The following is a 26,012-nucleotide window of genomic DNA, read 5'->3' as shown; positions in this document are numbered from 1 at the left end:
GTCATTGCTCCTTGGCTTCGTTGCGGCCCAAGTGGAAGGCGGTGATGGCTGCAGCGAGCAGCAGCATCGAAGCCAGTTCGACCACCAGCAGGTATGGGCCGAACAGGCTGATGCCCACGGCCTTGGCGTCTACGGTGGTGTGGCCGATGGCCTGGCCGCTCTGGTGAGCGAACAGCACATACAGCAGTTCACCCAGCAGCAAGGCTGCCAGTACGACCGGGCCGAGCCAGATGCCGGGTTTGAGCCAGACGCGCTCCTGGGCGACCGAAGCCGGCCCGAGGTTGAGCATCATCACCACAAACACGAACAGCACCATGATGGCGCCAGCGTAGGCGATCACTTCCAGTACACCGGCGAACGGCGCGCCGAGGCTGAAGAAGGTCATGGCCACGGCGATCAACGAAATGATCAGGTAGAGCAGGGCGTGCACAGGATTGGTGTTGGTGATCACGCGAAGCGTGGACACCACTGCAATACCGGACGCGAAATAGAAAGCGAATTCCATCTTTCTTCCTTAAGGCAGCAAGCTCTTCACGTTGATCGGCTCGGCTTCGTTTTGTGCGGCGCCTTTCGGCTTACCGGCAACGGCCATACCTGCAACACGATAGAAGTTGTAATCAGGGTTTTTACCGGGACCAGAGATCAGAAGATCTTCTTTCTCGTACACCAGGTCCTGACGTTTGAACTCGGCCATCTCGAAATCCGGGGTCAGCTGGATTGCGGTGGTCGGGCAAGCTTCCTCGCAGAGGCCGCAGAAAATGCAGCGCGAGAAGTTGATGCGGAAGAAGTCCGGGTACCAGCGACCGTCTTCGGTTTCAGCTTTCTGCAGGGAGATGCAACCCACCGGGCACGCCACGGCGCACAGGTTGCAGGCTACGCAACGCTCTTCGCCATCGGGGTCGCGGGTCAGTACGATACGGCCGCGATAGCGCGGCGGCAGGTACACCGCTTCTTCCGGGTATTGCAGGGTGTCGCGTTTGCGAAAGCCGTGACCGAACACCATCACCAGGCTTCGCAACTGGGTACCGGTACCCTTAACGATGTCGCCAATATATTTGAACATGGGTCAAATCCTCACTGAACCGCGCCGGCGGGCGTGTTCAACAACACAACGGCAGCCGTCACCAGCAAATTGATCAGGGTCAGCGGCAGGCAGAAGCGCCAGCTGAAATCCATCACCTGGTCGTATCGTGGACGCGGAATGGAAGCGCGCAGCAGGATAAACAACATGATGAAGAACGCGGTCTTCAGGAAGAACCAGAAGAACGCCAACTGCGGCAGGATGCCGAACGGACCGTGCCAGCCGCCGAAGAACAGCGTGACCAGCAGGGCCGAGATCAAGATGATGCCGATGTACTCACCAACGAAGAACATGCCCCATTTCATGCCGGCGTATTCGATGTGGTAGCCGTCGGCCAGTTCCTGTTCCGCTTCCGGCTGGTCGAACGGGTGACGGTGAGTCACGGCGACGCCAGCGATGAAGAAGGTACAGAAGCCGAAGAACTGCGGAATGATGAACCACAGGTTCTGCGCCTGGTACTCGACGATGTCGCGCATGTTGAACGAGCCGACCTGCACCACGATGCCCATCAGCGCGAGGCCCATGAACACTTCGTAGGACACGGTCTGGGCCGAGGCCCGCAAGCTGCCCAGCAGGGCGAACTTGTTGTTGCTCGACCAACCGGCGAACAGCACCGCGTAGACCGACAAACCGGCCATGGCGAAGAAGAACAGCAAGCCGATGTTCAGGTCCGCCACGCCCCAGGTTGGGGTGATCGGGATGATCGCGAAGGCGATCAGCAAGGCGCTCATGGCCACCACCGGTGCCAGGGTGAAGATCACCTTGTCGGCAAAGGGCGGGGTCCAGTCTTCCTTGAAGAACATCTTCAGCATGTCGGCCGCGATCTGGAACATGCCGAACGGGCCAACGCGGTTCGGACCGTAACGGTCCTGCCACCAGCCCAGCAGGCGACGTTCGACGAAGCTGAGCAGGGCGCCCGCAACGACCACGGCCAACAGGATCACGATGGCCTTGACCACCGAGATGATCACGTCGATCACTTCAGGAGTGAACCAAGTCATTGCGCTGCCTCCTGCAGACCGTCAACGGTTTTGCCGAAGATCGCCGCTGGAATGCCGGCGATGCCTTTAGGCAGTGCAACCAGGCCAGCGCCCAGCTCTTCATTGATGCGCAGCGGCAGACGCAGGGTCTGGCCGGCCACGGTCAGGCTGAGCAGGGCACCGTCGTTGACGCCCAGGCGGTCGGCTTCGGACTTGGCCAGCGACACGTAGGCTTCAGGAATGCGACTTTGCACCGGCGCGGCTTTGGAAGAGTTCTCTTCGCTGCCGAACAGGTGGAAGAACGGCACAACCTGCCAGGTGCCCTGGGCCGGGTTGAACGGACGCGGGACGGCGGCGAACCAGTTCAGCGAATCACCGGTGCTTTCGATCAGGCGGGTGCCCGGGTCGCCAGCGCGGATATGACCACCGACTTCGTCCTGGAACTTGTTCCAGGCCTGCGGCGAGTTCCAGCCCGGCGACCAGGCGAATGGCACCTGCTGACGCGGTTCGGCCGACCCCGAGTAACCTTCCATGGAGAAGGCGAACGCGGTATCCGTGTCTTGCGGAGTACGCGGTTCGTGCACGCTGATGTTGGCGCGCATGGCGGTACGACCGGAGTAACGCAGCGGCTCACGGGCCAGTTTCATGCCCTTGATGCGGAACGCGGCGGACGGCGCGGCGTCGACGATGCGGGCCAGTTGCGGCGCGCTCGCGGCGGTGGCAGCGGTCACGTGGTCGAGCTGGGTCCAGTCGATCGGCTGGTTCAGCAGGGTGGCGCGCAGGGCATGCAGCCAGCGCCAGCCTTCGTGAACCAGGATGCTGGCGTCCATGTACTTCGGATCGAACACCTGGAAGAAGCGCTGGGCACGGCCTTCCTGGCTGACCAGGGTACCGTCGCCTTCGGCGAAGGTGGCGGCTGGCAGCACCAGGTCGGCACGGTCGCTGGTGGCGGTCTTCTGGTGATCGGCGACGATCAGGACCTTGGCAGCGTCCAGTGCCGCGTCAACCTTGGCGGCATCGGTGCGGGTGTACAGGTCGTTTTCCAGCACCACGATGGCGTCGGCGTTGCCGTCGATCACCGCTTGCAGGCCGGCGTCCAGGGACTCGCCACCGAGCATGGCCAGGCCAAGGCTGTTGGCTTCCGGCACGACCAGGCTGATGGAACCGTTCTTGTCGCGCAGCTTCAAAGCCTTGGCGATGTTGGCGGCGGCTTCGATCAGCGCCTTGGAACCCAACGAGGTGCCGGCAATGATCAATGGACGCTTGGCGGCCAGCAGGGCGTCGGCGATACGCTGGGCCAGTGCGACGGCTTCGCTGTCCAGGCCTTCGACGGCAGGCGCGCTGGCGTCGAGGGCGTGGGCCACGGCAAAACCGATGCGGGCCAGGTCGTCTGGTGCGGCGTGCACACATTCTTCGGCGATGTCGTCGAGCTTGGTTTCAGCCAGGCTGGCAATAAACAGCGGGTTCAGCGCGTGCTGGCCGATGTTTTTCACCGCCGCGTCGAGCCATGGCTGGACGCGCATGGCGTCGGCCATTTCTTCGGCCTTGCCCTTGACCGACTGACGCAGCGACAGGGCCACGCGGGCAGCGGTCTGGGTCAGGTCTTCGCCGAGCACGAAAATCGCGTCGTGGTCTTCGATGTCGCGCATGTTCGGGACTGGCAGCGGGCTGTCGTTCAGCACTTGCAGGACCAGGCGGATGCGCTCCAGCTCAGCGGCTTCGATACCGCTGTAGAAGTGCTCGGCACCGACCAGTTCGCGCAACGCGAAGTTGCTTTCGAGGCTGGCGCGGGGCGAACCGATACCGACGATATTGCGGCCGCGCAGCAGGTCGGCGGCTTTATCCAGCGCTTCGTCCAGGCTCAGCTTGCCGCCGTTGGCCAGCAGTGGCTGGCGTGGGCGGTCTTCGCGGTTGACGTAGCCATAGCCGAAACGGCCACGGTCGCACAGGAAGTACTGGTTGACCGAACCGTTGAAGCGGTTTTCGATCCGACGCAGTTCGCCGTAGCGCTCGCCCGGGGAGATGTTGCAACCGCTGGAGCAGCCATGGCAGATGCTCGGGGCGAACTGCATGTCCCACTTACGGTTGTAGCGCTCGGAGTGAGTCTTGTCGGTGAATACACCGGTCGGGCAGACCTCGGTGAGGTTGCCGGAGAACTCGCTTTCGAGCACGCCATCTTCAACGCGACCGAAGTACACGTTGTCGTGGGCGCCGAACACGCCGAGGTCGGTGCCGCCGGCGTAGTCTTTATAGAAGCGCACGCAACGATAGCAGGCGATGCAGCGGTTCATTTCGTGGGAAATGAACGGGCCGAGGTCCTGGTTCTGGTGGGTACGCTTGGTGAAGCGATAACGGCGCTCGTTGTGGCCGGTCATCACTGTCATGTCTTGCAGGTGGCAGTGACCGCCTTCCTCACAGACCGGGCAGTCGTGAGGGTGGTTGGTCATCAGCCATTCGACGACACTGGCGCGGAACGCCTTGGATTCCTCATCGTCGATGGAAATCCAGGTGTTGTCGGTGGCTGGGGTCATGCAGGACATGACGATACGACCACGGGTGTCGTTTTCGTCGGTGTATTGCTTGACCGCGCACTGGCGACAGGCACCGACGCTACCAAGTGCGGGGTGCCAGCAGAAATACGGAATATCGAGGCCGAGTGACAGACACGCCTGTAACAGGTTGTCTGCCCCATCGACTTCGAGCGCTTTGCCGTCTACGTGGATAGTGGCCATGGTTCAAAGTTCTTCGTTGGCCCGTTGTCAGCGGGCGTGGCTAATGGAATCTTGTTATTCATGTGCATCTACACAGCCATCAAGGCGTCAGCACATGAGAAAGCGAAGGGCACGGACCCTTCGCTTTTTAAGCGTTACGCGCCGACTACGATCGGCTTCGCCAGAGGCGGGACGGCGGCGCTGGTAGGCGCGATACCGGCTTCGAACTCCGAGCGGAAGTATTTGATTGCGCTGCCCAATGGCTCTACGGCGCCCGGTGCGTGAGCACAGAAGGTCTTGCCCGGGCCGAGGAAACCGACCAGGCCCAGCAGGGTCTCGATGTCACCCTCGCGGCCTTCGCCTTTTTCCAGGGCCATCAGCAGCTTGACGCTCCACGGCAGGCCATCGCGGCATGGGGTGCAGAAGCCGCAGGATTCACGGGCAAAGAACTGCTCCATGTTGCGCAGCAGCGAGACCATGTTCACGGTGTTGTCCACCGCCATCGCCAGGCCCGTACCCATCCGGGTGCCGACCTTGCCGATGCCGCCGGCATACATCTGGGCGTCGAGGTGCTCGGGCAGCAGGAAACCGGTGCCGGCGCCGCCTGGTTGCCAGGCTTTCAAGGTGTAGCCGTCGCGCATGCCGCCGGCGTAGTCCTCGAACAGCTCGCGTGCGGTCACGCCGAACGGCAGTTCCCACAGGCCAGGGTTCTTGACCTTGCCGGAGAAGCCCATGAGCTTGGTGCCCATGTCTTCGCTGCCTTCGCGGGCCAACGATTTGTACCAGTCCACGCCGTCGGCGATGATCGCCGGCACGTTGCACAGGGTTTCTACGTTGTTCACACAGGTCGGCTTGCCCCACACGCCTACGGCGGCAGGGAAGGGCGGCTTGGAGCGCGGGTTGGCGCGGCGGCCTTCGAGGGAGTTGATCAGTGCGGTCTCTTCACCGCAGATGTATCGCCCGGCGCCGGTGTGCACGAACAGTTCGAAGTCAAAGCCCGAACCGAGGATATTCTTGCCCAGCAGGCCCGCGGCCTTGGCTTCTTCCACGGCACGGTTGAGGTGCTTGGCGGCGGTGGTGTACTCGCCACGCAGGAAGATATAGCCGCGGTAGGTTTTCAGTGCGCGGGCACTGATCAGCATGCCTTCGATCAGCAGATGGGGCAGTTGCTCCATCAGCATGCGGTCTTTCCAGGTGTTCGGCTCCATTTCATCCGCGTTGCACAGCAGGTAGCGGATGTTGATGGATTCGTCCTTGGGCATCAGGCCCCACTTAACCCCCGTTGGGAAGCCTGCACCGCCGCGACCTTTGAGGCCGGCGTCCTTCACGGTCTGGACAATGTCGTCCTGGGCCATGTCGGCGAAGGCTTTGCGCGCCGCCGCGTAACCGTTCTTGGCCTGGTACTCGTCGAGCCATACCGGCTCGGCATCGTCACGCAGGCGCCAGGTCAGCGGGTGGGTTTCAGGCGAACGCTTGATCAGGTTGGCCGGGCCGAAAGATGTCAGGGTCATGGGTAGCCCTCGAGCAATTGGGTCACGCCAGCTGCCTGTACGTCACCGAATGTGTCGTCGTCGATCATCAACGCCGGCGCCTTGTCGCAGTTGCCCAGGCAGCACACCGGCAGCAGGGTGAAGCGCCCGTCTGCAGTGGTCTGGCCGAGGCCGATGCCGAGTTTGGTCTGGATCGCGTCGACCACCGATTCGTGGCCGCCGATGTAGCAGACCATGCTGTCGCACACGCGAATGATGTGGCGGCCCACTGGCTGGCGGAAGATCTGGCTGTAGAACGTAGCCACGCCTTCAACGTCGCTGGCAGGGATGCCGAGGATCTCGCCGATGGCGTAGAGGGCGCCGTCCGGCACCCAGCCACGTTCCTTCTGGACGATCTTCAAGGCTTCGATCGACGCCGCGCGCGGGTCTTCGTAGTGATGCAGCTCGTGCTCGATGGCCGAGCGCTCGGTTTCACTCAGGGTGAAACGGTCTGTCTGGATAAGCGTGCTGTTCATGCTTAGCGGTCCACGTCGGCCATAACGAAATCGATACTACCCAGGTACGCGATCAAGTCCGCGACCATCTCGCCTTTGATCACCGAAGGGATCTGCTGCAAGTGGGCAAAGCTTGGGGTACGGATCCGGGTGCGGTAGCTCATGGTGCCGCCATCGCTCGTCAGGTAATAACTGTTGATACCCTTGGTCGCTTCGATCATCTGGAAGGATTCGTTGGCCGGCATGACCGGACCCCACGAAACCTGCAGGAAGTGCGTGATCAGGGTTTCGATGTGCTGCAGCGTGCGCTCTTTCGGCGGCGGCGTGGTCAGCGGGTGATCCGCCTTGTACGGACCTGCCGGCATGTTGCGCATGCACTGCTCGATGATCTTCAGGCTCTGGCGCATTTCTTCGACGCGCACGATGCAACGGTCGTAGGCGTCGCCATTGGCTGCCAGCGGTACTTCGAACTCGAAGTTCTCATAGCCGGAGTACGGGCGGGCTTTACGCACGTCGAAATCACAGCCGGTGGAACGCAGGCCAGCACCAGTGACACCCCACTCCAGGGCCTCCTTGGTGTTGTACTGGGCGACGCCGATGGTACGGCCCTTGAGAATGCTGTTGTCCAGCGCGGCCTTTTGGTACTCGTCCAGACGCTTTGGCATCCAGTCGATGAACTCTTTAACCAGGCGTTCCCAGCCGTTCGGCAGGTCGTGGGCCACGCCACCGATGCGATACCAGGCCGGGTGCAGGCGGAAACCGGTGATGGCTTCGATGACCTTGTAGGCGCGCTGACGGTCGGTGAAGGTGAAGAACACCGGGGTCATGGCGCCGACGTCCTGGATGTAGGTACCCAGGAACAGCAGGTGGCTGGTGATCCGGAAGAACTCGGCCATCATGATGCGGATGGTGTCGACGCGGTCTGGCACCTTGATGCCGGCCAGTTTCTCGACCGAGAGCACATACGGCAGGTTGTTCATCACGCCGCCGAGGTAGTCGATACGGTCGGTGTACGGGATGAAGCTGTGCCACGACTGACGTTCGGCCATCTTCTCGGCACCACGGTGGTGGTAGCCGATGTCTGGTACGCAGTCGACGATTTCTTCGCCGTCCAGTTGCAGGATGATACGGAAGGCACCGTGGGCCGAAGGGTGGTTCGGGCCCAGGTTGAGGAACATATAGTCCTCGTTGGTGCCGGAGCGTTTCATGCCCCAGTCTTCCGGACGGAAGCGCGCGGCCTCTTCTTCAAGCTGTTGCTTGGCGAGGTTGAGACTGAACGGATCGAATTCGGTGGCGCGGGCAGGGAAGTCCTTGCGCAGCGGGTGACCTTCCCACGTTGGCGGCATCATGATGCGCGTCAGGTGCGGGTGGCCGGGGAAGTCGATACCGAACATGTCCCAGACTTCACGCTCGTACCAGCTGGCATTCGGCCAGATACCGGTTACGGTCGGGACGCTCAGGTCGCTTTCGGACAGCGCGACCTTGATCATCACGTCGCTGTTACGCTCCAGCGACATCAAGTGGTAGAACACGGTGAAATCGGCGCCGCTCGGCAGCCCTTGACGCTTGGTGCGCAGACGTTCGTCCACGCCATGCAGGTCATAGAGCATGACGTACGGCTTGGGCAGGTTACGCAGGAAGGTCAGGACTTCGACGAGCTTGGCGCGCGCCACCCACAGCACCGGCATGCCGGTACGTGTGGCCTGGGCGGTGAAGGCGTCAGGGCCGAAACGGTTATTGAGTTCGACGACCACATCCTGGTCGTCTGCCTTATAAGGCGGGATGTACAGAGCGCTGCCTGTAGTCATGGTTTTTTTATCGCTTTCGGTCAACGTAAAGAATGAAGCCAGGGTATCGTTCTATAAAAGAAGCGGTGCTGGATCAGACTTCGTCAGGGCTGCGCAGGTTGGTGACTGCGATTCGCTGTTCGCGGCGCTGTTCCTTTTGCGAAGGCATCTCGGCGCGATACACGCCTTGATCTCCGACAACCCAGGACAGTGGGCGACGTTCCTTGCCTATCGATTCCTGCAACAGCATCAAGCCTTGCAAGAACGCTTCAGGGCGAGGCGGGCAGCCAGGCACGTAGACATCCACGGGCAGGAACTTGTCCACCCCTTGGACTACGGAGTAGATGTCGTACATGCCACCGGAGTTGGCGCACGAACCCATGGAGATCACCCACTTGGGTTCAAGCATTTGCTCGTAGAGGCGCTGGATGATCGGCGCCATCTTGATGAAGCAGGTGCCGGCGATAACCATGAAATCCGCCTGGCGCGGTGATGCCCGGATAACCTCGGCGCCGAAGCGCGCGATGTCATGGGGAGCCGTGAAGGCGGTGGTCATCTCTACGTAGCAGCACGAAAGACCGAAGTTGTACGGCCACAGGGAGTTCTTACGCCCCCAGTTGACCGCGCCACTCAGCACGTCTTCCAGCTTGCCCATGTAGATGTTTTTGTGGACTTGATCTTCTAACGGATCGGAGACGGTTTCCCGTTCGCCGATGGGGTACTGATCGTTAGGAGCATCCGGGTCGATCCTGGTGAGATTGTATTGCATCGCCAAAGCCTCATTGTTTCAGCTTCGCTTGCCGCTTACGACGAGCTTCCGGAGCCCAATCAAGGGCGCCCACTCGGAATAGGTAGACAAGGCCTGCCAACAGAATTGCTATGAAAACGAGAGCTTCGACGAATCCGGTCCAGCCGCTTTCGCGGACGGACACAGACCAGGCAAAGAGAAAGAGGGCTTCGATATCGAAGATCACGAACAGCATCGCGACCAGATAGAATTTGGCTGAGAGCCGCAAGCGGGCGCCACCTGTAGGCAGCATGCCGGACTCGAACGGTTCATTCTTGCTGCGGCCCCAGGCTTTTGACCCGAGGAGGCTGGAGACGCCGAGCATGAAGGCGCAGAGGCCGACAACACCGAGGAGGAAAATGGCAAAGCCCCAGTTGTGGGCCATGAGTCCTGTCGCTTCGGTCATGCTGGAAATCCTTAACAGAGAGCAAAGGTCTCTGAGCTCGAAAAAGTAACGATGCAGTGACGATATGTCGCACTGCAATCAATCGCGGTGATTTTATGGCTAAACACCGGGCAAGTAAAATTCCTATGGCGAAATTATTCGATGGAATAAGGACATAGTGCACCTCGATGGGGCTGTAGCCCTTGTGTAGCGGGCATTAGCGGGCATTTTATCAAATGTGTTTTGTTTAGCCTGTAACGAAGTTTTTATGCGCCAAATGATAATGAATATTGTTTGCGTGGGGTTTAAGCGAATGTTTCTCGTGCGGCGCGGAAAGTTAGCGTTACTTGCTTGATTGTCGCTTAGTTGTCGGCGGGGATCTTTTAACCGTTTTTTCGCGCGCAAATACCGCTCTGGATCAATGTTTTGCCGAAAATCTCCGGGCTGAATGCATTTCCCTTGTGGGGGCGGGCTTGCCCGCGATGGCAGTGTGTCAGCAAATGAATGCGGTGGCTGGTTGGTGTACTGCCCTCGCAGGCAAGCCAGCTCCCACATTTTGATCTGTGTTGTGTCAGTCGGATTTTCAGCTGTGCAAAAAAACGCCCCGAACAGGTCGGGGCGTGATCTTTGTGCGGCACTGCGGTTAGGTCTTCCTTGGGGCTGCAGTGGCCGTGTAGGCGGTGCTTAGTGGAACTGCTCTTCTTCGGTCGAGCCGGTCAGTGCGGTCACGGACGAGGTGCCGCCCTGGATCACGGTGGTCATGTCGTCGAAGTAGCCGGTGCCCACTTCCTGCTGGTGCGCCACGAAAGTGTAACCCTTGGCGGCGTCAGCGAATTCCTGCTCCTGCAGCTTCACGTAGGCAGTCATGTCGTTGCGGGCGTAGTCATGCGCCAGGTTGAACATGCTGTGCCACATGTTGTGGATGCCGGCCAGGGTGATGAACTGGTGCTTGTAGCCCATGGCGGACAGTTCGCGCTGGAACTTGGCGATGGTCGCGTCGTCCAGGTTCTTCTTCCAGTTGAAAGAAGGCGAGCAGTTGTAGGACAGCAGTTGGTCCGGGTATTCCTTCTTGATCGCTTCAGCGAAGCGACGGGCTTCGTCCAGGTCCGGCTTGGCGGTTTCGCACCAGATCAGGTCGGCATACGGGGCGTAGGCCAGGCCACGGGCAATGGCTTGGTCCAGGCCGGCGCGGACTTTGTAGAAGCCTTCCTGGGTACGTTCGCCAGTGACGAACGGCTTGTCGTACGGGTCGCAATCCGAGGTCAGCAAGTCAGCCGCGTTGGCGTCGGTACGCGCCAGGATGATGGTTGGCGTGCCGGCAACGTCAGCCGCCAGACGGGCAGCAGTCAGTTTCTGTACGGCTTCCTGGGTTGGGACCAGTACCTTGCCGCCCATGTGGCCGCATTTCTTCACCGAAGCCAGTTGGTCTTCGAAGTGCACGCCGGCAGCGCCAGCCTCGATCATGCTCTTCATCAGCTCGTAGGCGTTCAGTACGCCGCCGAAGCCGGCTTCTGCGTCAGCCACGATAGGTGCGAAGTAGTCGATGTAGCCTTCGTCGCCCGGGTTCTTGCCGGCTTTCCACTGGATCTGGTCGGCACGACGGAACGAGTTGTTGATGCGCTTGACCACGGTTGGAACCGAGTCCACCGGGTACAGCGATTGGTCGGGGTACATGGATTCAGCGGAGTTGTTGTCTGCTGCCACTTGCCAGCCGGACAGGTAGATCGCCTGGATACCGGCTTTTACCTGTTGGACTGCCTGGCCGCCAGTAAGGGCGCCCATGCAGTTGACGAAATCTTTGTCGGGACGGAAGGAAGGCTTGGCCCCTTGGGTGACCAGGTTCCACAGCTTCTCGGCGCCGAGTTTTGCAAAGGTGTGCTCAGGTTGAACCGAGCCACGCAGGCGGACGACGTCAGCAGCGGAATAAGCGCGGGTCACGCCTTTCCAGCGTGGGTTTTCAGCCCAGTCTTTTTCGAGGGCTGCAATTTGCTGTTCGCGTGTCAGTGCCATGGGAGTAAACCTCGTCGCGTCTTGTTTAGAAGATCCGTTTTCCAGCCGTGCATTCAATGCATGGGCAGGGCTGCTCGCTGACCAGAAGCCTAGGCGGTCATGTCGGGTCTGGCGGGGGAATGCGACGGGATGAACGATAGACTCAAGGAGGAGTTGAGCAGGTAGAGGCGAACTGCGGGCGGTCTTCGGGCGTCGTGGGCCTTTGTACGATCCATCAGTGTATTGCCGGGTTACCTGGTTGGCTTCCGTCCCTCGGGACAACTTCGTTCCAGTCGCAACCTCGTCAAACACACCTTGTGGGCGGTACAGACACGAATCGGCTCGGGTGGGTAGCTTGGAGCGCGATCCGAAGGCCCTTGCCAGGGCCCCTGATTAGCGGGAGCGAGGCCATCATGCCCATGCTTTTTTGGATCGTCAAATGTTTTGTAGTGCTATTTTTCAAGCACTACATCTTTAGTCTAAGACGACTCATCAGTCAGTTTTTGGTGCTTCAGTTCAGGGTGTCGACCTTGACCCGCAAAGTCAGGTCATCGCGGCCCTGAGTAGAGTAGGTGCGGGTTGTGGAGGATTTGTCGGCCTGGGTCTCGCGGTTGATGCCGGCCAGGGTGATCCACTCACCCAGGCGCCCGCTGACAGTTGTGTCGGTACTTTGTACGTTCACTACATCGGGACGTTCCTGGCTCATGCGGTCACGGTTGGTACTGATCGCCAGGTGCACGGTCTCGCCGGTGACGCTGGCGGTCACGTAGAAGCCCTGGGTTACGTTGCGGTATTGGGTCTGGTTTTGCGGGCGGCCGTAGGCATCCGGCTGGGTTGTGGTCAGCGGAACGCTCTGGCCGACCTGGATCAGTGCGGGTACACCTTCGCTGGCTTGGATCTGCTGCACGCCGCCTTCACGGCTGGCGGTGCCGTAGCTGATGATGCGGGTCTGGTTGTCGCCGCTCTGCTGGTTGTTCTCGTTGGTGTCGACAGTGATCAGTAGGCGCTTGGCCGGGGTGTCGAGCTGCGAGAGCAGGGCGCGCAGGTCCTGGATCTTGGCGGGGTCTGCCTTGACGATCAGTTGGTTACCGTAGGCGCTCACGGTGCCGTCCTTGCCAATGAAATTCTGCGCCACTGGCAGCAGGTCGGCGCTGGTACGGTTGCTCAGGTTGACGACTTCGGTGTCGGCCATGGCCGTGACGCTGGCGGTCAGGAGCAGGGCGGTGAGCAGGGTGCGTAGGGACATGTCCGTTATCTCTGCGAGTCATTTAGGCTGGATAGTGCCAGTTTGTCGGCTGGATGGGGTGCTTGTTGAATCGTAGACGGCAAAATGCCCTGGCAGTGCAGGGCATTTGTAGTGCGGCTGATATCGCTTTCGCGAACAAGCCAGCTCCCACATTTTGACCGCATTCCAAGGGAAGGCCTCGGTCAAATGTGGGGGCTGGCTTGCCTGCGATGCAGGCGGCGCGGTCTGGAGTCAGCCCTCGCGCACCATATCCACATGCGGAATCCCGACTTCAAGAAACTCGTCACTGACGATCTTGAAGCCCAGCCGCTCGTAAAACGGCGCCGCATACACCTGCGCACTGAGGAACTGCTTGGTCTGGCCACGTTTCTCGGCTTCGCCGATCACCGCTTCCATCAGCTTGTCGCCGACTTTCAGCCCGCGCCAGTCCTTGAGTACCGAGACGCGGCCAATCTCGCCGCTGGGCAGCAGGCGAGCGGTGCCAATCGGAAAGTCGCCTTCAAATGCGAGGAAATGCACCGCATCAGCGTCGTCCGCGTCCCATTCCAGCTCAGGTGGAACCGATTGCTCAGCGATAAATACCGCTTCACGAATGCGCCGTATCTCAGCGATGTCCTTTTGCCAGTCCGCGACACTTACGTGAATCTTATTCATCGGCAAACCCCAGGCTCCCTTGCTTGACCAGTTCGCACAGCAGATCGCGGCCGTCTTCGTCGGCCAGCCATGGGCCGAGGTTCTCGGCGTGCAGGGCGTCGGCGGAGCACACCAGTTTCAGCAGCTCGCGCAGTTTGCCCGGCAGGTAACGGCTCTGGCCGCTAGCGAACAGCAGTACATCGTCGTCCACTTCCGACCAAGCCATGCGCGCGCTCGGGTTGCGCACCAGGATCGCACCGTCTTGCAGGGCGCTGATGAAGTCTTCTTCACCCAGTTCCTCACCGGCAACCAGTTCAGGGTAGCGCGGCTCGGTCATGAACTGGCCGAACCAGGTCAGCAGCATGCGCTCATCGCTCATGTGCTCGGCCAGCAGGCTTTTCAGGCGGTCGAGGGCGTCGCTCTGGATCTGGTGCGGATCGCTGACCGGCTGGGCGTCGGCGTCGGTGTAGCGCTCTTCGTCGGTCAGGTATTGGGCGAGGAAGTCGGTGAAGTGGGTCAGCACTTCGGCGGCACTTGGTGCGCGGAAGCCGACCGAGTAGGTCATGCAGTCATCTTCGGCGATGCCGAAGTGCGCCAGGCGCGGTGGCAGGTAGAGCATATCGCCCGGTTCCAGTACCCACTCGGCGCTTTCTTCGAATTCGGCGAGGATGCGCAGGTCGGCGTGCTGCAGCAGCGGGCTTTCGGAGCTGCACATCTGGCCGATCTTCCAGTTGCGCTTGCCCTGGGCTTGCAGCAGGAACACGTCGTAGTTGTCGAAGTGCGGGCCGACGCTGCCACCCGGCGCGGCGAAGCTGATCATCACGTCGTCGATGCGCCAGCTTGGCAGGAAACGGAACTGCTCCAGCAACTCGGCGACTTCCGGTACGAACTGGTCAACCGCTTGCACCAGCAGGGTCCACTCGCGCTCGGGCAGGGCGCTGAAGGCATCTTCGGCGAACGGGCCGCGACGCAGCTCCCACGGACGCTCGCCGTGTTCGATCACCAGGCGCGACTCGACTTCTTCTTCAAGGGCCAGGCCGGCCAGTTCGTCGGCGTCGATCGGGCTTTCGAAATCAGGAATGGCCTGGCGGATCAGCAGCGGTTTTTTCTGCCAGTAGTCGCGCAGGAATTCCCGTGCCGTGATGCCGCCCAGAAGTTGAAGAGGGATGTCAGGATTCATGTGTAACCTATTGAAATAAAGCACTTTTCAGACTGGAATAAAAACGCCCGGCGCGGCCGGGCGTCTCAAAGGGTCTTGCGATGATCAGATGCGCTTGGCTTGCTCTACAGCGTTGCCGATGTAGTTGGCCGGGGTGAGCAGTTTCAGCTCGGCCTTGGCGGCGGCTGGCATGTCCAGGCCGTCGATGAAAGTTTGCAGCGCTTCAGGGCTGATGCCCTTGCCACGCGTCAACTCTTTCAGCTTCTCGTACGGGTTTTCGATGTTGTAACGGCGCATCACGGTCTGGATCGGCTCGGCCAGCACTTCCCAGCAGGCATCCAGGTCAGCGGCGATTTTCTGCTCGTTGAGTTCCAGTTTGCTGATCCCTTTGAGGCTGGCTTCGTACGCGATCACGCTGTGAGCGAAGCCCACACCGAGGTTGCGCAGTACGGTGGAGTCGGTCAGGTCGCGCTGCCAGCGGGAGATCGGCAACTTGCTGGCCAGGTGCTGGAACAGGGCGTTGGCGATGCCGAGGTTGCCTTCGGAGTTTTCGAAGTCGATCGGGTTGACCTTGTGCGGCATGGTCGACGAACCGATTTCACCGGCAATGGTGCGCTGCTTGAAGTAACCCAGGGAAATGTAGCCCCAGATGTCGCGATCGAAGTCGATCAGGATGGTGTTGAAGCGCGCGATCGCGTCGAACAGCTCGGCAATGTAGTCGTGCGGTTCGATCTGCGTGGTGTACGGGTTGAAACCCAGGCCCAGCTCATCTTCGATGAAGGCGCGGGCGTTGGCTTCCCAGTCGATCTCCGGGTAGGCCGAGAGGTGGGCGTTGTAGTTGCCCACGGCGCCGTTGATCTTGCCCAGCAACGGCACGGCTGCGACCTGAGCGATCTGACGCTCCAGGCGGTACACCACGTTGGCCAGTTCTTTACCCAGGGTCGTCGGCGAAGCCGGCTGGCCGTGGGTGCGCGACAGCATCGGCACGTCGGCGAAGCGGATCGCCAGCTCACGGATGGCATTGGCGGTCTGGCGCATCAGCGGCAGCATCACGTCATCACGGCCCTCGCGCAGCATCAGTGCGTGGGACAGGTTGTTGATGTCCTCGCTGGTGCAGGCAAAGTGGATGAACTCGCTGACCTGGGCCAGCTCTGGCAGCTTGGCCGCTTGCTCTTTGAGCAGGTATTCGATGGCTTTTACGTCGTGGTTGGTGGTGCGCTCGATCTCTTTTACACGCTCGGCGTGCTCCAGGGAGAAGTTTTCCGCCAGGGTGTTCAATACAGCGTTGGCTTCGGCGGAGAACGCCGGCACTTCGCTGATGGCAGGGTGAGCGGCCAGGCGCTGGAGCCAGCGCACTTCAACCAGGACACGAGCACGGATCAAGCCGTATTCGCTGAAAATAGGGCGCAGGGCCTGGGTTTTGCCGGCGTAGCGGCCGTCAACAGGGGAAACCGCAGTGAGCGAAGAGAGCTGCATGGGGTGTTCTCGGACAGTCGGGCAACGAAATGGGGCGCGTATCATACATGAAAAAATCCGCCGGTCCGTCGCCAACTGACCGGCGTATTACGCGTAACGGCTTGAAAAACGCTTGTTGCTGCGACTTATTCGTTGCGCATCAACGGGTAAAGCTCTTTGAGCAATTTGCGACGGCTGATGACCAACTGCCAACGATGACCGCCCAACTGGCGCCACAGCCGCGCCGAACGAATACCGGCCAGGAGCAGGGCGCGGATTTTCGAGGCGTTGTTCGGTTGTTGCAGGTTGCGCATGTCGCCGTGCACCTGGATCCGCTGGCGCAAGGTGCTCAAGGTGTCCTGGTACAGCGCACCACAGGCCGCGATCACGTTTTCGTGGGCGGGGCCGAAGTGTTCCACCTGGGACTGTATTTGCGGCAGGCGCTTGCCGATGATCTCCAGCATATCCTCGCGCTTGGCCAGTTGACGCTCCAGCCCGAGCATCGACAGGGCGTAGCGCAACGGTTCGCGCTGCAGGGTGCTGGGGTCGCGTTCCAGGGCGCCGATCAGCGCGCGATAACCTTCGCGCAGTGCCAGGTCGTCGCCACCGTAGACTTCCAGGGTGTCCTTGGGGTCGCGGATCAGCAGGCTGCCGAGCATGCAGGTCAGGCCAGCCTCGGTGACCTGGCCGGTCTTGGCGATCTTGTCCACCAATACAGCGGCGAGGAAAACCCCGCCCAGTGCCGTCAATTGCTCCTGGGTCGGGCTCATGCCTTTTGGCTCCAGGCTTCGGCGATTTCAATCACGCCGCCGCCCAGGCAGATTTCGCCGTCATAGAACACCACGGATTGGCCCGGAGTGACCGCACGCTGTGGGTCATCGAAGGTTGCGCGGTAGCCTGTAGCGGTTTTTTCCAGGGTGCATGCCTGGTCGCTCTGGCGATAGCGCACTTTGGCGGTCAGGCGGCGTGGGGTGCTCAGGTCGATCGGGTTGACCCAGTAGATTTCCGAAGCGAGCAGGGCGCCGGAGAACAGCAATGGATGTTCATTGCCCTGGCCCACGATCAGCTCGTTGTGCTCCAGGTCTTTGATCAGCACGTACCACGGCTCTTCGCCGGCGTCTTTCAGGCCGCCGATGCCCAGGCCCTGGCGCTGGCCGATGGTGTGGTACATCAGGCCGTGGTGGCGGCCGATCACTTCACCGTCGGTGGTTTTGATTTCGCCAGGTTGTGCTGGCAGGTATTGCTTGAGGAAGTCGCTGAAGCGGCGCTCGCCGATAAAGCAGATCCCGGTGGAATCCTTCTTCTTGGCGGTGGCCAGGCCGTGTTGCTCGGCGATCTTGCGCACTTCGGGCTTTTCCAGCTCACCCACCGGGAACAGGGTCTTGGCGATCTGTTCGCCGCCGACGGCGTGAAGGAAGTAGCTCTGGTCCTTGTTTGGGTCCAGGCCCTTGAGCAGTTCGGTGCGGCCGTCGACATCGCGGCGGCGCACGTAGTGGCCAGTGGCAATCAGGTCGGCGCCAAGCATCATGGCGTAGTCGAGGAACGCCTTGAACTTGATTTCGCGGTTGCACAGGATGTCCGGGTTCGGCGTGCGACCGGCCTTGTATTCGGCCAGGAAGTGCTCGAACACGTTATCCCAGTACTCGGCGGCGAAGTTGGCGGTGTGCAGCTTGATGCCGATCTTGTCGCACACGGCCTGGGCGTCCGCCAGGTCGTCCATGGCGGTGCAATATTCCGTTCCATCGTCTTCTTCCCAGTTCTTCATGAACAGGCCTTCCACCTCATAACCCTGCTCCATGAGCAGAGCGGCGGAAACGGAAGAATCCACGCCGCCGGACATGCCGACGATGACGCGCTTCTTTTGTGTGTCAGAAGGGGCTGGATCACGCATAGGGTTTCAACGGGTGTCTTGAAAAAGGACGCGATTCTATCAGGCTCGGGCCTTCAAGGCTAAAGAGAAGGGCGGATCAATTCGAGACTGTGATGCTGGCCGGCCAGATAATCATCAATACAGCGGATGATCAGCTCGCTGCGCCAGTCGTCACGCACGGCCAGCAGTTCCTCACGGCTCAGCCAGCGGGCACGCAGGATGCCTTCGTCGAGTGGGTAGTCGGGGTGGTGTTTGAGTGCCTTGGCGATGAAGCAAACCCGCTGATAGGTCACGCCGTTGCTCGGCGCGGTGTACAGGTAGATGCCGACGATGCCGGTGGCTTCGACGTCCCACCCGGTTTCTTCGAGGGTTTCGCGCACAGCGGCTTCGGTGAGGGTTTCGTGCGGGTCGAGATGGCCGGCGGGTTGGTTGAGCACGGCGCGGCCGTTTTTGAGTTCTTCGACCATAAGAAAGCGGCCGTTGTCTTCGACGATGGTGGCGACGGTGATGTGGGGTTGCCAGGTCATAAGCGAGTCTCAAGGATGATGTGGCCGGAGAAACCTGGTCAATGTGGGAGCTGGTGGGTCAGCTACAGCTGTCTCAGTGGGCAGACAGCTATCGCAGGCAAGCCTGCTCCCACATTTGATTGGGTTTCTTCAATGCAATCGGGGGTAGTGCAAACAGAAACCCCGGCGCTGGGCCGGGGCTTCTTTGCATCCTTACAACCTTACTTCAACTTGGCAATCGCCGCGTTGAGGGTGTTGCTTGGGCGCATGGCCTTGCTGGTCAGTTCCGGGCTCGGCGCGTAGTAGCCGCCGATGTCCACTGGCTTGCCCTGTACGGCGTTGAGCTCGGCAACGATGGTCGCTTCGTTCTCGGTCAGGGTCTTGGCCAGTTCGCCGAACTGCGCTTGCAGTGCGGTGTCTTCGGTCTGGGCTGCCAGGGCTTGAGCCCAGTACAGTGCCAGGTAGAAGTGGCTGCCGCGGTTGTCGATGTTGCCGACTTTGCGCGATGGCGACTTGTTGTTGTCGAGGAACTGGCCGGTAGCCTGGTCCAGGGTCTTGGACAGTACCAGGGCTTTCGGGTTGTTGTACGTCACACCCAAGTGCTCAAGGGAGGCCGCCAGGGCCAGGAACTCACCCAGGGAATCCCAGCGCAGGAAGTTTTCTTCCACCAGCTGTTGCACGTGTTTCGGGGCCGAGCCGCCGGCGCCGGTTTCGAACAGGCCACCACCGTTCATCAGTGGCACGATGGACAGCATCTTGGCGCTGGTGCCCAGTTCCATGATCGGGAACAGGTCGGTCAGGTAGTCGCGCAGCACGTTGCCGGTCACCGAGATGGTGTCCAGGCCCTTGCGGGTGCGTTCCAGGGTGAACTTCATCGCGTCGACCGGAGCCATGATGCGGATGTCCAGGCCTTCGGTGTTGTGGTCTTTCAGGTAAGCCTGGACTTTCTCGACCACGACGCCGTCGTGCGCGCGCTGTGGGTCCAGCCAGAAGATCGCTGGAGTGGCGCTGGCGCGGGCGCGGTTGACGGCCAGTTTGACCCAGTCCTGGATCGGCGCGTCTTTGGTCTGGCACATGCGGAAGATGTCGCCGGCTTCGACTTTCTGTTCCATCAGCAGGTTGCCCTTGCTGTCGGTGACGCGGACTACGCCGTCGGCCTTGATCTGGAAGGTCTTGTCGTGGGAGCCGTACTCTTCGGCTTTCTTCGCCATCAGGCCAACGTTTGGCACGCTGCCCATGGTGGTCGGGTCGAAAGCGCCATGGGCCTTGCAGTCTTCGATGACGGCCTGGTAGATGGTGGCGTAGCAGCGATCCGGGATCACGGCCTTGGTATCGTGCAGCTGGCCGTCGGTGCCCCACATTTTGCCGGAGTCACGGATCATGGCTGGCATCGAGGCGTCGACGATCACGTCGCTCGGCACGTGCAGGTTGGTGATGCCTTTGTCGGAGTTGACCATCGCCAGGGAAGGGCGAGCGGCATAGACCGCCTGGATGTCAGCTTCGATCTGCGCCTGCTGGTCGGCCGGCAGGGCCTTGATGCGAGCGTACAGGTCGCCGATGCCGTTGTTCAGGTTGAAGCCGATCTGTTCCAGCACGGTGGCGTGCTTGGCCAGGGCGTCTTTATAGAACTCGGCAACGATCTGGCCGAACATGATCGGGTCGGAGACCTTCATCATGGTGGCTTTGAGGTGGACCGACAGCAGCACGCCTTGTTTCTTGGCGTCTTCGATTTCAGCGGCGATGAACGAACGCAGTGCATTCTTGCTCAATACGGCGCTGTCGATGATTTCGCCGGCCTGTACCGAAGTCTTTTCCTTCAGGACAGTGGCGGTGCCGTCCTGGGCGATCAGCTCGATTTTGACAGCATCGGCGCCTTCGATCTGTACGGCTTTTTCGCTGCCGTAGAAGTCGCCACTGTTCATGTGGGCAACGTGCGACTTGGAGTCGGCAGCCCAGGCGCCCATTTTGTGCGGGTGCTTGCGTGCGTAGTTCTTGACCGACAGCGGTGCGCGGCGGTCGGAGTTGCCTTCGCGCAGTACCGGGTTCACGGCGCTGCCCTTGACCTTGTCGTAACGTGCGCGGGTTTCTTTTTCCGCGTCGGTGGTTACGGTTTCCGGGTAGTCCGGCAGGGCGTAGCCCTGGGCCTGCAGTTCCTTGATCGCGGCTTGCAGCTGCGGGGTCGAGGCGCTGATGTTAGGCAGCTTGATGATGTTGGCTTCAGGCGTAACGGCCAGGTCGCCCAGTTCGGCGAGGTGGTCCGGGATGGCCTTGGCGCCCAATTGCTCGGGGAAGCTTGCGAGGATGCGCGCGGCGAGGGAGATGTCGCGGGTTTCCACGGCAATATCAGCGGAAGCGGTGAAGGCCTCTACGATAGGCAGCAGTGAATAGGTGGCGAGGGCCGGGGCTTCGTCGGTGAAGGTGTAGATGATCTTCGAGCGGGTGGGCATATTCGGATTAACTCTCTTCTTTGCTGAAAGCGTGCGCAGAAACTCGAGATGCGCCGGGTGGAGCGCGTTCGTTCAAAGCCATCCATGAGCGAAATGTCGAGGTTTCTTCGCGGTGATGTTGGGTTGCATCAGTCGAGCGTCAAGCGGGTGGGCTATTGTAATAGTCCTGCTTTGTAGCGGAAGGCTGTGTTCTAGAGCGGTCCGCCGTCGTGACTCTTGGGTCAGCGGCGGCATTATACATAGGTCGCTATGCTTACGCCGAGCCTTCATACAAAAGGTGTGTCGTCCATTGGTCTAAAGGTCGCAGGTACCCCATTGCGCCCAAAGTCGTATGGCGTGCTCAAGATTGGCGAATTTGCCTTAGATTTCAGGCTTGTAGACGACAAAATGTGCTGTTTTCGACGCAAATGACCGTGGCGTGAGGTTTCAGTCGTCATGTATCTGGAGTAGGCTCGAACGCAGCCAGATGTTCAATCCAAAGATGGAGTTCAGCATGGGATACAAGAAGATTCAGGTTCCAGCCGTCGGCGACAAAATCACCGTCAATGCAGACCATTCTCTCAATGTTCCTAATAATCCGATCATCCCTTTTATCGAGGGTGATGGTATCGGCGTCGACATCAGCCCGGTGATGATCAAGGTGGTCGACGCAGCTGTTGAAAAGGCCTACGGCGGCAAGCGCAAGATCTCGTGGATGGAGGTTTATGCCGGCGAGAAGGCGACTCAAGTCTACGACCAGGACACCTGGCTGCCCCAGGAGACCCTGGATGCGGTCAAGGATTACGTGGTTTCCATTAAGGGGCCGTTGACCACGCCGGTCGGCGGTGGCATCCGTTCGCTGAACGTGGCCTTGCGCCAACAGCTCGACCTGTATGTGTGCCTGCGTCCGGTGCGCTGGTTCGAAGGCGTGCCGAGCCCGGTCAAGAAGCCGGGAGATGTGGACATGACCATCTTCCGCGAGAACTCCGAGGACATTTACGCCGGTATCGAGTGGAAGGCCGGTTCTGCGGAAGCGATCAAGGTCATCAAGTTCCTCAAGGAGGAAATGGGCGTTACCAAGATCCGTTTCGACCAGGATTGCGGGATCGGTGTGAAGCCGGTGTCCAAAGAGGGGACCAAGCGTCTGGCGCGTAAAGCGCTTCAGTATGTCGTGGATAACGACCGCGACTCCCTGACCATCGTGCATAAAGGCAACATCATGAAGTTCACCGAGGGGGCCTTCAAGGAGTGGGCCTATGAAGTGGCAGCTGAGGAGTTTGGTGCCACGCTGCTCGATGGCGGCCCGTGGATGCAGTTCAAGAATCCAAAGACTGGCAAGAATGTCGTGGTTAAAGATGCCATTGCTGACGCCATGCTTCAGCAGATCCTGCTGCGTCCGGCTGAGTACGATGTGATTGCCACGCTTAACCTGAACGGCGATTACTTGTCCGACGCCCTGGCGGCAGAGGTGGGCGGTATCGGTATTGCGCCGGGCGCCAACCTGTCCGATACCGTGGCGATGTTCGAAGCCACCCACGGCACCGCGCCCAAGTACGCGGGCAAGGATCAGGTCAACCCGGGGTCGCTGATCCTGTCGGCGGAAATGATGTTGCGCCACATGGGCTGGACGGAAGCGGCAGACCTGATCATCAAGGGGACCAATGGTGCGATTTCGGCCAAGACTGTGACCTATGATTTCGAGCGCTTGATGGAAGGGGCGAAGTTGGTGTCGTCGTCGGGCTTTGGCGATGCGTTGATTTCGCATATGTAAAAGACGGGCACACAAAAACGGCCATCCCGGTTTGAGTGGGATGGCCGTTTTTTTTACTGCAACCCCCAGGCTCAGTGGCGGTTAAGCCGTTAATTTCTTTTCTTTGTGAGCCGTGGTTGTTGCAGGTTTTGCAGGGGTGTCCGCCGTAACCGCAGAGATGTTTACGGCATGCAGCCCTTTAGGTCCTTGAATTATGTCAAAACTCACAGGTTGGCCGGCTTTCAGCGTTTTATAACCTTCCATGGTGATTGCTGAGTAATGGGCAAAAAGATCGTCACTCTTGCCCTCTTCGTTGACGAAGCCGTATCCCTTGGCATTGTTGAACCACTTGACCTTACCGCTTGCCATCTCCATATCCCTCTGCACCAGACTCCATCACTGGAGTATCATCCAGTTTATCCGTCCTAACCCGAATAAATAAGGTTGACTGCGCGGACCTTTTTTACCCACTGTGGGTTCTATTGGTTGTAACACCGATTTGCCGATAGTCAAGGCGACCAGTCGGTCAGAGTTGAAATTCTGACAGGTCGCCCCCACCACTGTATTTGAACCACTGACGAACCTTTCTTTCCATGCATGCAAACAGCCAGATTCGACTAACATTCAATCAGGATCGCCCGGATCAGGAACATGACGACGACGGTTCTGCAGGCATTGCTGTTCAGGAGGCCAAGCCTGCTCTACAGGCGCCGCCGATGTACAAGGTGGTTTTGTTCAATGATGACTACACACCGATGGATTTCGTCGTCGAAGTGCTCGAGGTGTTTTTTAACCTGAACCGCGAGTTGGCGACCAAGGTAATGCTGGCCGTTCATACAGAAGGACGGGCAGTATGTGGAGTGTTTACCCGCGACATCGCCGAGACAAAGGCCATGCAGGTCAACCAGTACGCCAGGGAAAGCCAGCATCCGCTACTCTGTGAAATCGAGAAGGACGGTTAACGCCGACCACTTGGGTATGAGGTGAAGCTATGTTAAACCGCGAGCTCGAAGTCACCCTCAATCTTGCCTTCAAGGAGGCTCGTTCGAAACGTCATGAATTCATGACCGTCGAACACCTGCTGCTGGCACTTTTGGATAACGAAGCTGCCGCCACCGTCTTGCGTGCGTGCGGCGCCAACCTCGACAAACTCAAGCATGACCTGCAGGAGTTTATCGACTCCACAACGCCACTTATTCCAGTCCACGATGAAGACCGTGAAACCCAGCCGACCCTGGGCTTCCAGCGGGTGCTTCAGCGTGCGGTTTTCCACGTGCAGAGCTCCGGTAAGCGTGAGGTCACGGGCGCCAATGTGCTTGTGGCGATCTTCAGCGAACAGGAAAGCCAGGCAGTGTTCCTGCTCAAGCAGCAGAGCGTTGCCCGTATTGATGTCGTCAACTACATCGCCCACGGTATCTCCAAGGTGCCTGGGCACGGCGATCATTCCGAGGGTGAGCAGGATATGCAGGACGACGAGGGCGGTGAGTCTTCTTCTTCGGGCAATCCACTGGATGCCTATGCCAGCAATCTCAACGAACTGGCGCGCCAGGGGCGGATCGATCCGCTGGTGGGGCGTGAGCTTGAAGTCGAGCGCGTAGCGCAGATCCTAGCGCGTCGTCGCAAGAACAATCCGTTGCTGGTGGGCGAGGCGGGCGTGGGTAAAACCGCGATTGCCGAGGGCCTGGCCAAGCGTATCGTCGATAACCAGGTGCCGGACCTGCTGGCCAATAGCGTCGTCTACTCCCTGGACCTGGGCGCATTGCTCGCCGGAACCAAGTACCGTGGCGATTTCGAGAAGCGTTTCAAGGCATTGCTCGGCGAACTGAAGAAACGCCCGCAAGCGATCCTGTTCATCGATGAGATCCACACTATCATTGGTGCAGGTGCGGCGTCGGGTGGCGTGATGGATGCTTCCAACCTGCTCAAGCCGCTGCTGTCCTCGGGTGATATCCGTTGCATCGGCTCGACCACCTTCCAGGAATTCCGCGGCATCTTCGAAAAAGACCGCGCCCTGGCGCGTCGCTTCCAGAAAGTCGACGTGTCCGAGCCTTCGGTCGAAGACACCATCGGCATCCTGCGCGGGCTCAAGGGGCGTTTCGAAGCGCACCACGGCATCGAATACACCGATGAGGCGCTGCGTGCGGCGGCCGAACTGGCGTCGCGCTACATCAACGATCGGCACATGCCGGACAAGGCTATCGATGTGATCGACGAGGCGGGTGCCTATCAGCGCCTGCAACCGGTCGAGAAGCGTGTGAAACGCATTGATGTGGCTCAGGTTGAGGACATCGTCGCGAAAATCGCGCGTATTCCGCCTAAGCACGTCAACAGCTCCGACAAGGAGCTGCTGCGTAACCTGGAGCGCGACCTCAAGCTCACTGTGTTTGGCCAGGATGCTGCCATTGACGCGCTGTCCACGGCGATCAAGTTGTCCCGTGCGGGCCTCAAGTCGCCGGACAAGCCGGTTGGCTCGTTCCTGTTCGCCGGCCCTACCGGCGTCGGCAAGACCGAAGCGGCGCGGCAGTTGGCCAAGGCCATGGGGATCGAGCTGGTGCGTTTCGACATGTCCGAATACATGGAGCGTCACACCGTGTCGCGCTTGATCGGTGCACCTCCGGGTTATGTCGGGTTCGATCAGGGCGGCCTGCTGACCGAAGCGATCACTAAACAACCGCATTGCGTATTGCTGCTCGATGAAATCGAAAAGGCCCACCCGGAAGTCTTCAACCTGCTGTTGCAGGTCATGGATCACGGGACCCTGACCGACAACAACGGGCGCAAGGCGGATTTCCGCAACGTGATCGTGATCATGACCACCAACGCCGGTGCTGAAACGGCCGCGCGGGCTTCGATCGGCTTCAGTCATCAGGATCACTCTTCCGATGCGATGGAAGTGATCAAGAAGAGCTTCACGCCGGAGTTCCGCAACCGCCTGGACACCATTATCCAGTTTGGTCGCCTCAGTCACGAGGTCATCAAAAGCGTGGTGGACAAGTTCCTTACCGAGTTGCAGGCGCAGTTGGAAGACAAACGCGTGCAGTTGGAAGTGACCGATGCGGCGCGCAGTTGGCTGGCCGAAGGTGGCTACGACGCGGCAATGGGCGCACGCCCGATGGCGCGCCTGATCCAGGACAAGATCAAACGGCCGTTGGCCGAAGAGATCCTGTTCGGCGAACTGTCCGACCATGGCGGTGTGGTGCACATCGACTTGAAGGATGGCGAGCTGACCTTCGAGTTCGAAACCACGGCTGAAATGGCCTGAT

The 26,012-nt window shown here is 60.0% G+C and carries 22 protein-coding genes; 3 read left to right on the top strand and 19 right to left on the bottom strand.

All coding sequences use genetic code 11. From position 1 onward, the window contains the following. Nucleotide 1: 1 nt before the first annotated feature. From nuoJ to OPU96_RS06170, 18 genes are all read right to left on the bottom strand, one after another. Nucleotides 2-505 (bottom strand): NADH-quinone oxidoreductase subunit J, encoded by a 504-nt coding sequence (gene nuoJ / locus OPU96_RS06255; RefSeq protein ID WP_003174726.1) that lies wholly within the window; start codon nucleotides 503-505, stop codon nucleotides 2-4. A 9-nt stretch (nucleotides 506-514) separates the two neighbouring features. Next, nucleotides 515-1,063, bottom strand: coding sequence for an NADH-quinone oxidoreductase subunit NuoI (nuoI, locus tag OPU96_RS06250; protein WP_003174725.1), 549 nt, complete (start codon nucleotides 1,061-1,063; stop codon nucleotides 515-517). A gap of 11 nt (nucleotides 1,064-1,074) precedes the next feature. Next, nucleotides 1,075-2,082: an NADH-quinone oxidoreductase subunit NuoH gene (gene nuoH, locus OPU96_RS06245; RefSeq protein WP_017137518.1), complete on the bottom strand. Its 1,008-nt coding sequence runs from the start codon at nucleotides 2,080-2,082 to the stop codon at nucleotides 1,075-1,077. Next, entirely contained in the window at nucleotides 2,079-4,793 is a 2,715-nt protein-coding gene (gene nuoG / locus OPU96_RS06240) for an NADH-quinone oxidoreductase subunit NuoG (protein ID WP_305391090.1), read from the bottom strand. Before nuoG ends, nuoH begins: the two co-directional genes overlap by 4 nt. A 134-nt stretch (nucleotides 4,794-4,927) precedes the next feature. Beyond that, nucleotides 4,928-6,283: an NADH-quinone oxidoreductase subunit NuoF gene (gene nuoF / locus OPU96_RS06235; RefSeq protein WP_135307454.1), complete on the bottom strand. Its 1,356-nt coding sequence runs from the start codon at nucleotides 6,281-6,283 to the stop codon at nucleotides 4,928-4,930. Further along, complete coding sequence (gene nuoE, locus OPU96_RS06230) at nucleotides 6,280-6,777, bottom strand: NADH-quinone oxidoreductase subunit NuoE (protein ID WP_192296565.1); 498 nt, start codon at nucleotides 6,775-6,777, stop codon at nucleotides 6,280-6,282. Before nuoE ends, nuoF begins: the two co-directional genes overlap by 4 nt. Before the next feature lie 2 nt (nucleotides 6,778-6,779). After that, the gene (nuoC, locus tag OPU96_RS06225) at nucleotides 6,780-8,564 is read right to left on the bottom strand and encodes an NADH-quinone oxidoreductase subunit C/D (RefSeq protein WP_192296564.1); all 1,785 of its coding nucleotides are present in this window, start codon (nucleotides 8,562-8,564) and stop codon (nucleotides 6,780-6,782) included. A gap of 73 nt (nucleotides 8,565-8,637) precedes the next feature. Beyond that, on the bottom strand, nucleotides 8,638-9,312 hold the full coding sequence (locus tag OPU96_RS06220; RefSeq protein ID WP_012724951.1) for a NuoB/complex I 20 kDa subunit family protein: 675 nt from the start codon (nucleotides 9,310-9,312) through the stop codon (nucleotides 8,638-8,640). A 10-nt stretch (nucleotides 9,313-9,322) separates the two neighbouring features. Further along, nucleotides 9,323-9,736: an NADH-quinone oxidoreductase subunit A gene (locus OPU96_RS06215; protein ID WP_003219575.1), complete on the bottom strand. Its 414-nt coding sequence runs from the start codon at nucleotides 9,734-9,736 to the stop codon at nucleotides 9,323-9,325. A 663-nt stretch (nucleotides 9,737-10,399) separates the two neighbouring features. Further along, a complete protein-coding gene (aceA, locus tag OPU96_RS06210; protein WP_016969250.1) occupies nucleotides 10,400-11,725 on the bottom strand; it encodes an isocitrate lyase in 1,326 nt (441 codons plus the stop codon). Nucleotides 11,726-12,215: 490 nt separating this feature from the next. Further along, a complete protein-coding gene (locus OPU96_RS06205) occupies nucleotides 12,216-12,950 on the bottom strand; it encodes a secretin N-terminal domain-containing protein (protein WP_226456383.1) in 735 nt (244 codons plus the stop codon). A gap of 231 nt (nucleotides 12,951-13,181) precedes the next feature. Beyond that, nucleotides 13,182-13,604: a GNAT family N-acetyltransferase gene (locus OPU96_RS06200; protein ID WP_192296561.1), complete on the bottom strand. Its 423-nt coding sequence runs from the start codon at nucleotides 13,602-13,604 to the stop codon at nucleotides 13,182-13,184. Beyond that, nucleotides 13,597-14,763 (bottom strand): ribosomal protein uL16 3-hydroxylase, encoded by a 1,167-nt coding sequence (locus tag OPU96_RS06195; RefSeq protein WP_226456382.1) that lies wholly within the window; start codon nucleotides 14,761-14,763, stop codon nucleotides 13,597-13,599. The genes OPU96_RS06200 and OPU96_RS06195 overlap by 8 nt, the downstream gene beginning before the upstream one ends. An 84-nt stretch (nucleotides 14,764-14,847) precedes the next feature. Beyond that, nucleotides 14,848-16,218, bottom strand: a complete 1,371-nt coding sequence (gene purB, locus OPU96_RS06190; protein WP_010209589.1) for an adenylosuccinate lyase — start codon at nucleotides 16,216-16,218, stop codon at nucleotides 14,848-14,850. Between the two features lie 125 nt (nucleotides 16,219-16,343). Further along, the gene (gene hflD, locus OPU96_RS06185) at nucleotides 16,344-16,967 is read right to left on the bottom strand and encodes a high frequency lysogenization protein HflD (RefSeq protein WP_176999529.1); all 624 of its coding nucleotides are present in this window, start codon (nucleotides 16,965-16,967) and stop codon (nucleotides 16,344-16,346) included. Further along, nucleotides 16,964-18,088, bottom strand: a complete 1,125-nt coding sequence (mnmA, locus tag OPU96_RS06180) for a tRNA 2-thiouridine(34) synthase MnmA (protein WP_498558847.1) — start codon at nucleotides 18,086-18,088, stop codon at nucleotides 16,964-16,966. The genes hflD and mnmA overlap by 4 nt, the downstream gene beginning before the upstream one ends. Before the next feature lie 59 nt (nucleotides 18,089-18,147). After that, complete coding sequence (locus OPU96_RS06175; protein WP_226456380.1) at nucleotides 18,148-18,594, bottom strand: NUDIX hydrolase; 447 nt, start codon at nucleotides 18,592-18,594, stop codon at nucleotides 18,148-18,150. A gap of 200 nt (nucleotides 18,595-18,794) precedes the next feature. After that, a complete protein-coding gene (locus tag OPU96_RS06170; protein WP_226456375.1) occupies nucleotides 18,795-21,020 on the bottom strand; it encodes an NADP-dependent isocitrate dehydrogenase in 2,226 nt (741 codons plus the stop codon). A gap of 493 nt (nucleotides 21,021-21,513) precedes the next feature. Between OPU96_RS06170 and icd the strand changes: the two genes are divergently transcribed. Then, nucleotides 21,514-22,770 (top strand): NADP-dependent isocitrate dehydrogenase, encoded by a 1,257-nt coding sequence (icd, locus tag OPU96_RS06165; RefSeq protein ID WP_226456374.1) that lies wholly within the window; start codon nucleotides 21,514-21,516, stop codon nucleotides 22,768-22,770. A gap of 81 nt (nucleotides 22,771-22,851) precedes the next feature. On the opposite strand, the gene cspD is transcribed toward icd, so the two are convergent. Next, the gene (gene cspD / locus OPU96_RS06160) at nucleotides 22,852-23,124 is read right to left on the bottom strand and encodes a cold shock domain-containing protein CspD (protein WP_305391087.1); all 273 of its coding nucleotides are present in this window, start codon (nucleotides 23,122-23,124) and stop codon (nucleotides 22,852-22,854) included. Between the two features lie 218 nt (nucleotides 23,125-23,342). On the opposite strand from cspD, the gene clpS reads away from it, so the two are divergent. Then, nucleotides 23,343-23,711, top strand: a complete 369-nt coding sequence (gene clpS / locus OPU96_RS06155) for an ATP-dependent Clp protease adapter ClpS (RefSeq protein WP_005789091.1) — start codon at nucleotides 23,343-23,345, stop codon at nucleotides 23,709-23,711. 29 nt (nucleotides 23,712-23,740) lie between these two features. Continuing rightward, nucleotides 23,741-26,011, top strand: coding sequence for an ATP-dependent Clp protease ATP-binding subunit ClpA (clpA, locus tag OPU96_RS06150; protein WP_192296554.1), 2,271 nt, complete (start codon nucleotides 23,741-23,743; stop codon nucleotides 26,009-26,011). Nucleotide 26,012: the final 1 nt, after the last annotated feature.

The sequence above is a fragment of the Pseudomonas sp. RP-B7 genome, from assembly GCF_059803535.1.
Note: the sequence above shows the minus strand (reverse complement) of the source record. Positions and strands in the feature narration are given on the sequence as shown.

Bases quoted from the DNA above. Each gene is read 5' to 3' on its own strand.
- nuoJ (WP_003174726.1), bottom strand. From the start codon at position 505: ATGGAATTCGCTTTCTATTTCGCGTCCGGTATTGCAGTGGTGTCCACG.
- nuoI (WP_003174725.1), bottom strand. From the start codon at position 1,063: ATGTTCAAATATATTGGCGACATCGTTAAGGGTACCGGTACCCAGTTG.
- nuoH (WP_017137518.1), bottom strand. From the start codon at position 2,082: ATGACTTGGTTCACTCCTGAAGTGATCGACGTGATCATCTCGGTGGTC.
- nuoG (WP_305391090.1), bottom strand. From the start codon at position 4,793: ATGGCCACTATCCACGTAGACGGCAAAGCGCTCGAAGTCGATGGGGCA.
- nuoF (WP_135307454.1), bottom strand. From the start codon at position 6,283: ATGACCCTGACATCTTTCGGCCCGGCCAACCTGATCAAGCGTTCGCCT.
- nuoE (WP_192296565.1), bottom strand. From the start codon at position 6,777: ATGAACAGCACGCTTATCCAGACAGACCGTTTCACCCTGAGTGAAACC.
- nuoC (WP_192296564.1), bottom strand. From the start codon at position 8,564: ATGACTACAGGCAGCGCTCTGTACATCCCGCCTTATAAGGCAGACGAC.
- OPU96_RS06220 (WP_012724951.1), bottom strand. From the start codon at position 9,312: ATGCAATACAATCTCACCAGGATCGACCCGGATGCTCCTAACGATCAG.
- OPU96_RS06215 (WP_003219575.1), bottom strand. From the start codon at position 9,736: ATGACCGAAGCGACAGGACTCATGGCCCACAACTGGGGCTTTGCCATT.
- aceA (WP_016969250.1), bottom strand. From the start codon at position 11,725: ATGGCACTGACACGCGAACAGCAAATTGCAGCCCTCGAAAAAGACTGG.
- OPU96_RS06205 (WP_226456383.1), bottom strand. From the start codon at position 12,950: ATGTCCCTACGCACCCTGCTCACCGCCCTGCTCCTGACCGCCAGCGTC.
- OPU96_RS06200 (WP_192296561.1), bottom strand. From the start codon at position 13,604: ATGAATAAGATTCACGTAAGTGTCGCGGACTGGCAAAAGGACATCGCT.
- OPU96_RS06195 (WP_226456382.1), bottom strand. From the start codon at position 14,763: ATGAATCCTGACATCCCTCTTCAACTTCTGGGCGGCATCACGGCACGG.
- purB (WP_010209589.1), bottom strand. From the start codon at position 16,218: ATGCAGCTCTCTTCGCTCACTGCGGTTTCCCCTGTTGACGGCCGCTAC.
- hflD (WP_176999529.1), bottom strand. From the start codon at position 16,967: ATGAGCCCGACCCAGGAGCAATTGACGGCACTGGGCGGGGTTTTCCTC.
- mnmA (WP_498558847.1), bottom strand. From the start codon at position 18,088: ATGCGTGATCCAGCCCCTTCTGACACACAAAAGAAGCGCGTCATCGTC.
- OPU96_RS06175 (WP_226456380.1), bottom strand. From the start codon at position 18,594: ATGACCTGGCAACCCCACATCACCGTCGCCACCATCGTCGAAGACAAC.
- OPU96_RS06170 (WP_226456375.1), bottom strand. From the start codon at position 21,020: ATGCCCACCCGCTCGAAGATCATCTACACCTTCACCGACGAAGCCCCG.
- icd (WP_226456374.1), top strand. From the start codon at position 21,514: ATGGGATACAAGAAGATTCAGGTTCCAGCCGTCGGCGACAAAATCACC.
- cspD (WP_305391087.1), bottom strand. From the start codon at position 23,124: ATGGAGATGGCAAGCGGTAAGGTCAAGTGGTTCAACAATGCCAAGGGA.
- clpS (WP_005789091.1), top strand. From the start codon at position 23,343: ATGCATGCAAACAGCCAGATTCGACTAACATTCAATCAGGATCGCCCG.
- clpA (WP_192296554.1), top strand. From the start codon at position 23,741: ATGTTAAACCGCGAGCTCGAAGTCACCCTCAATCTTGCCTTCAAGGAG.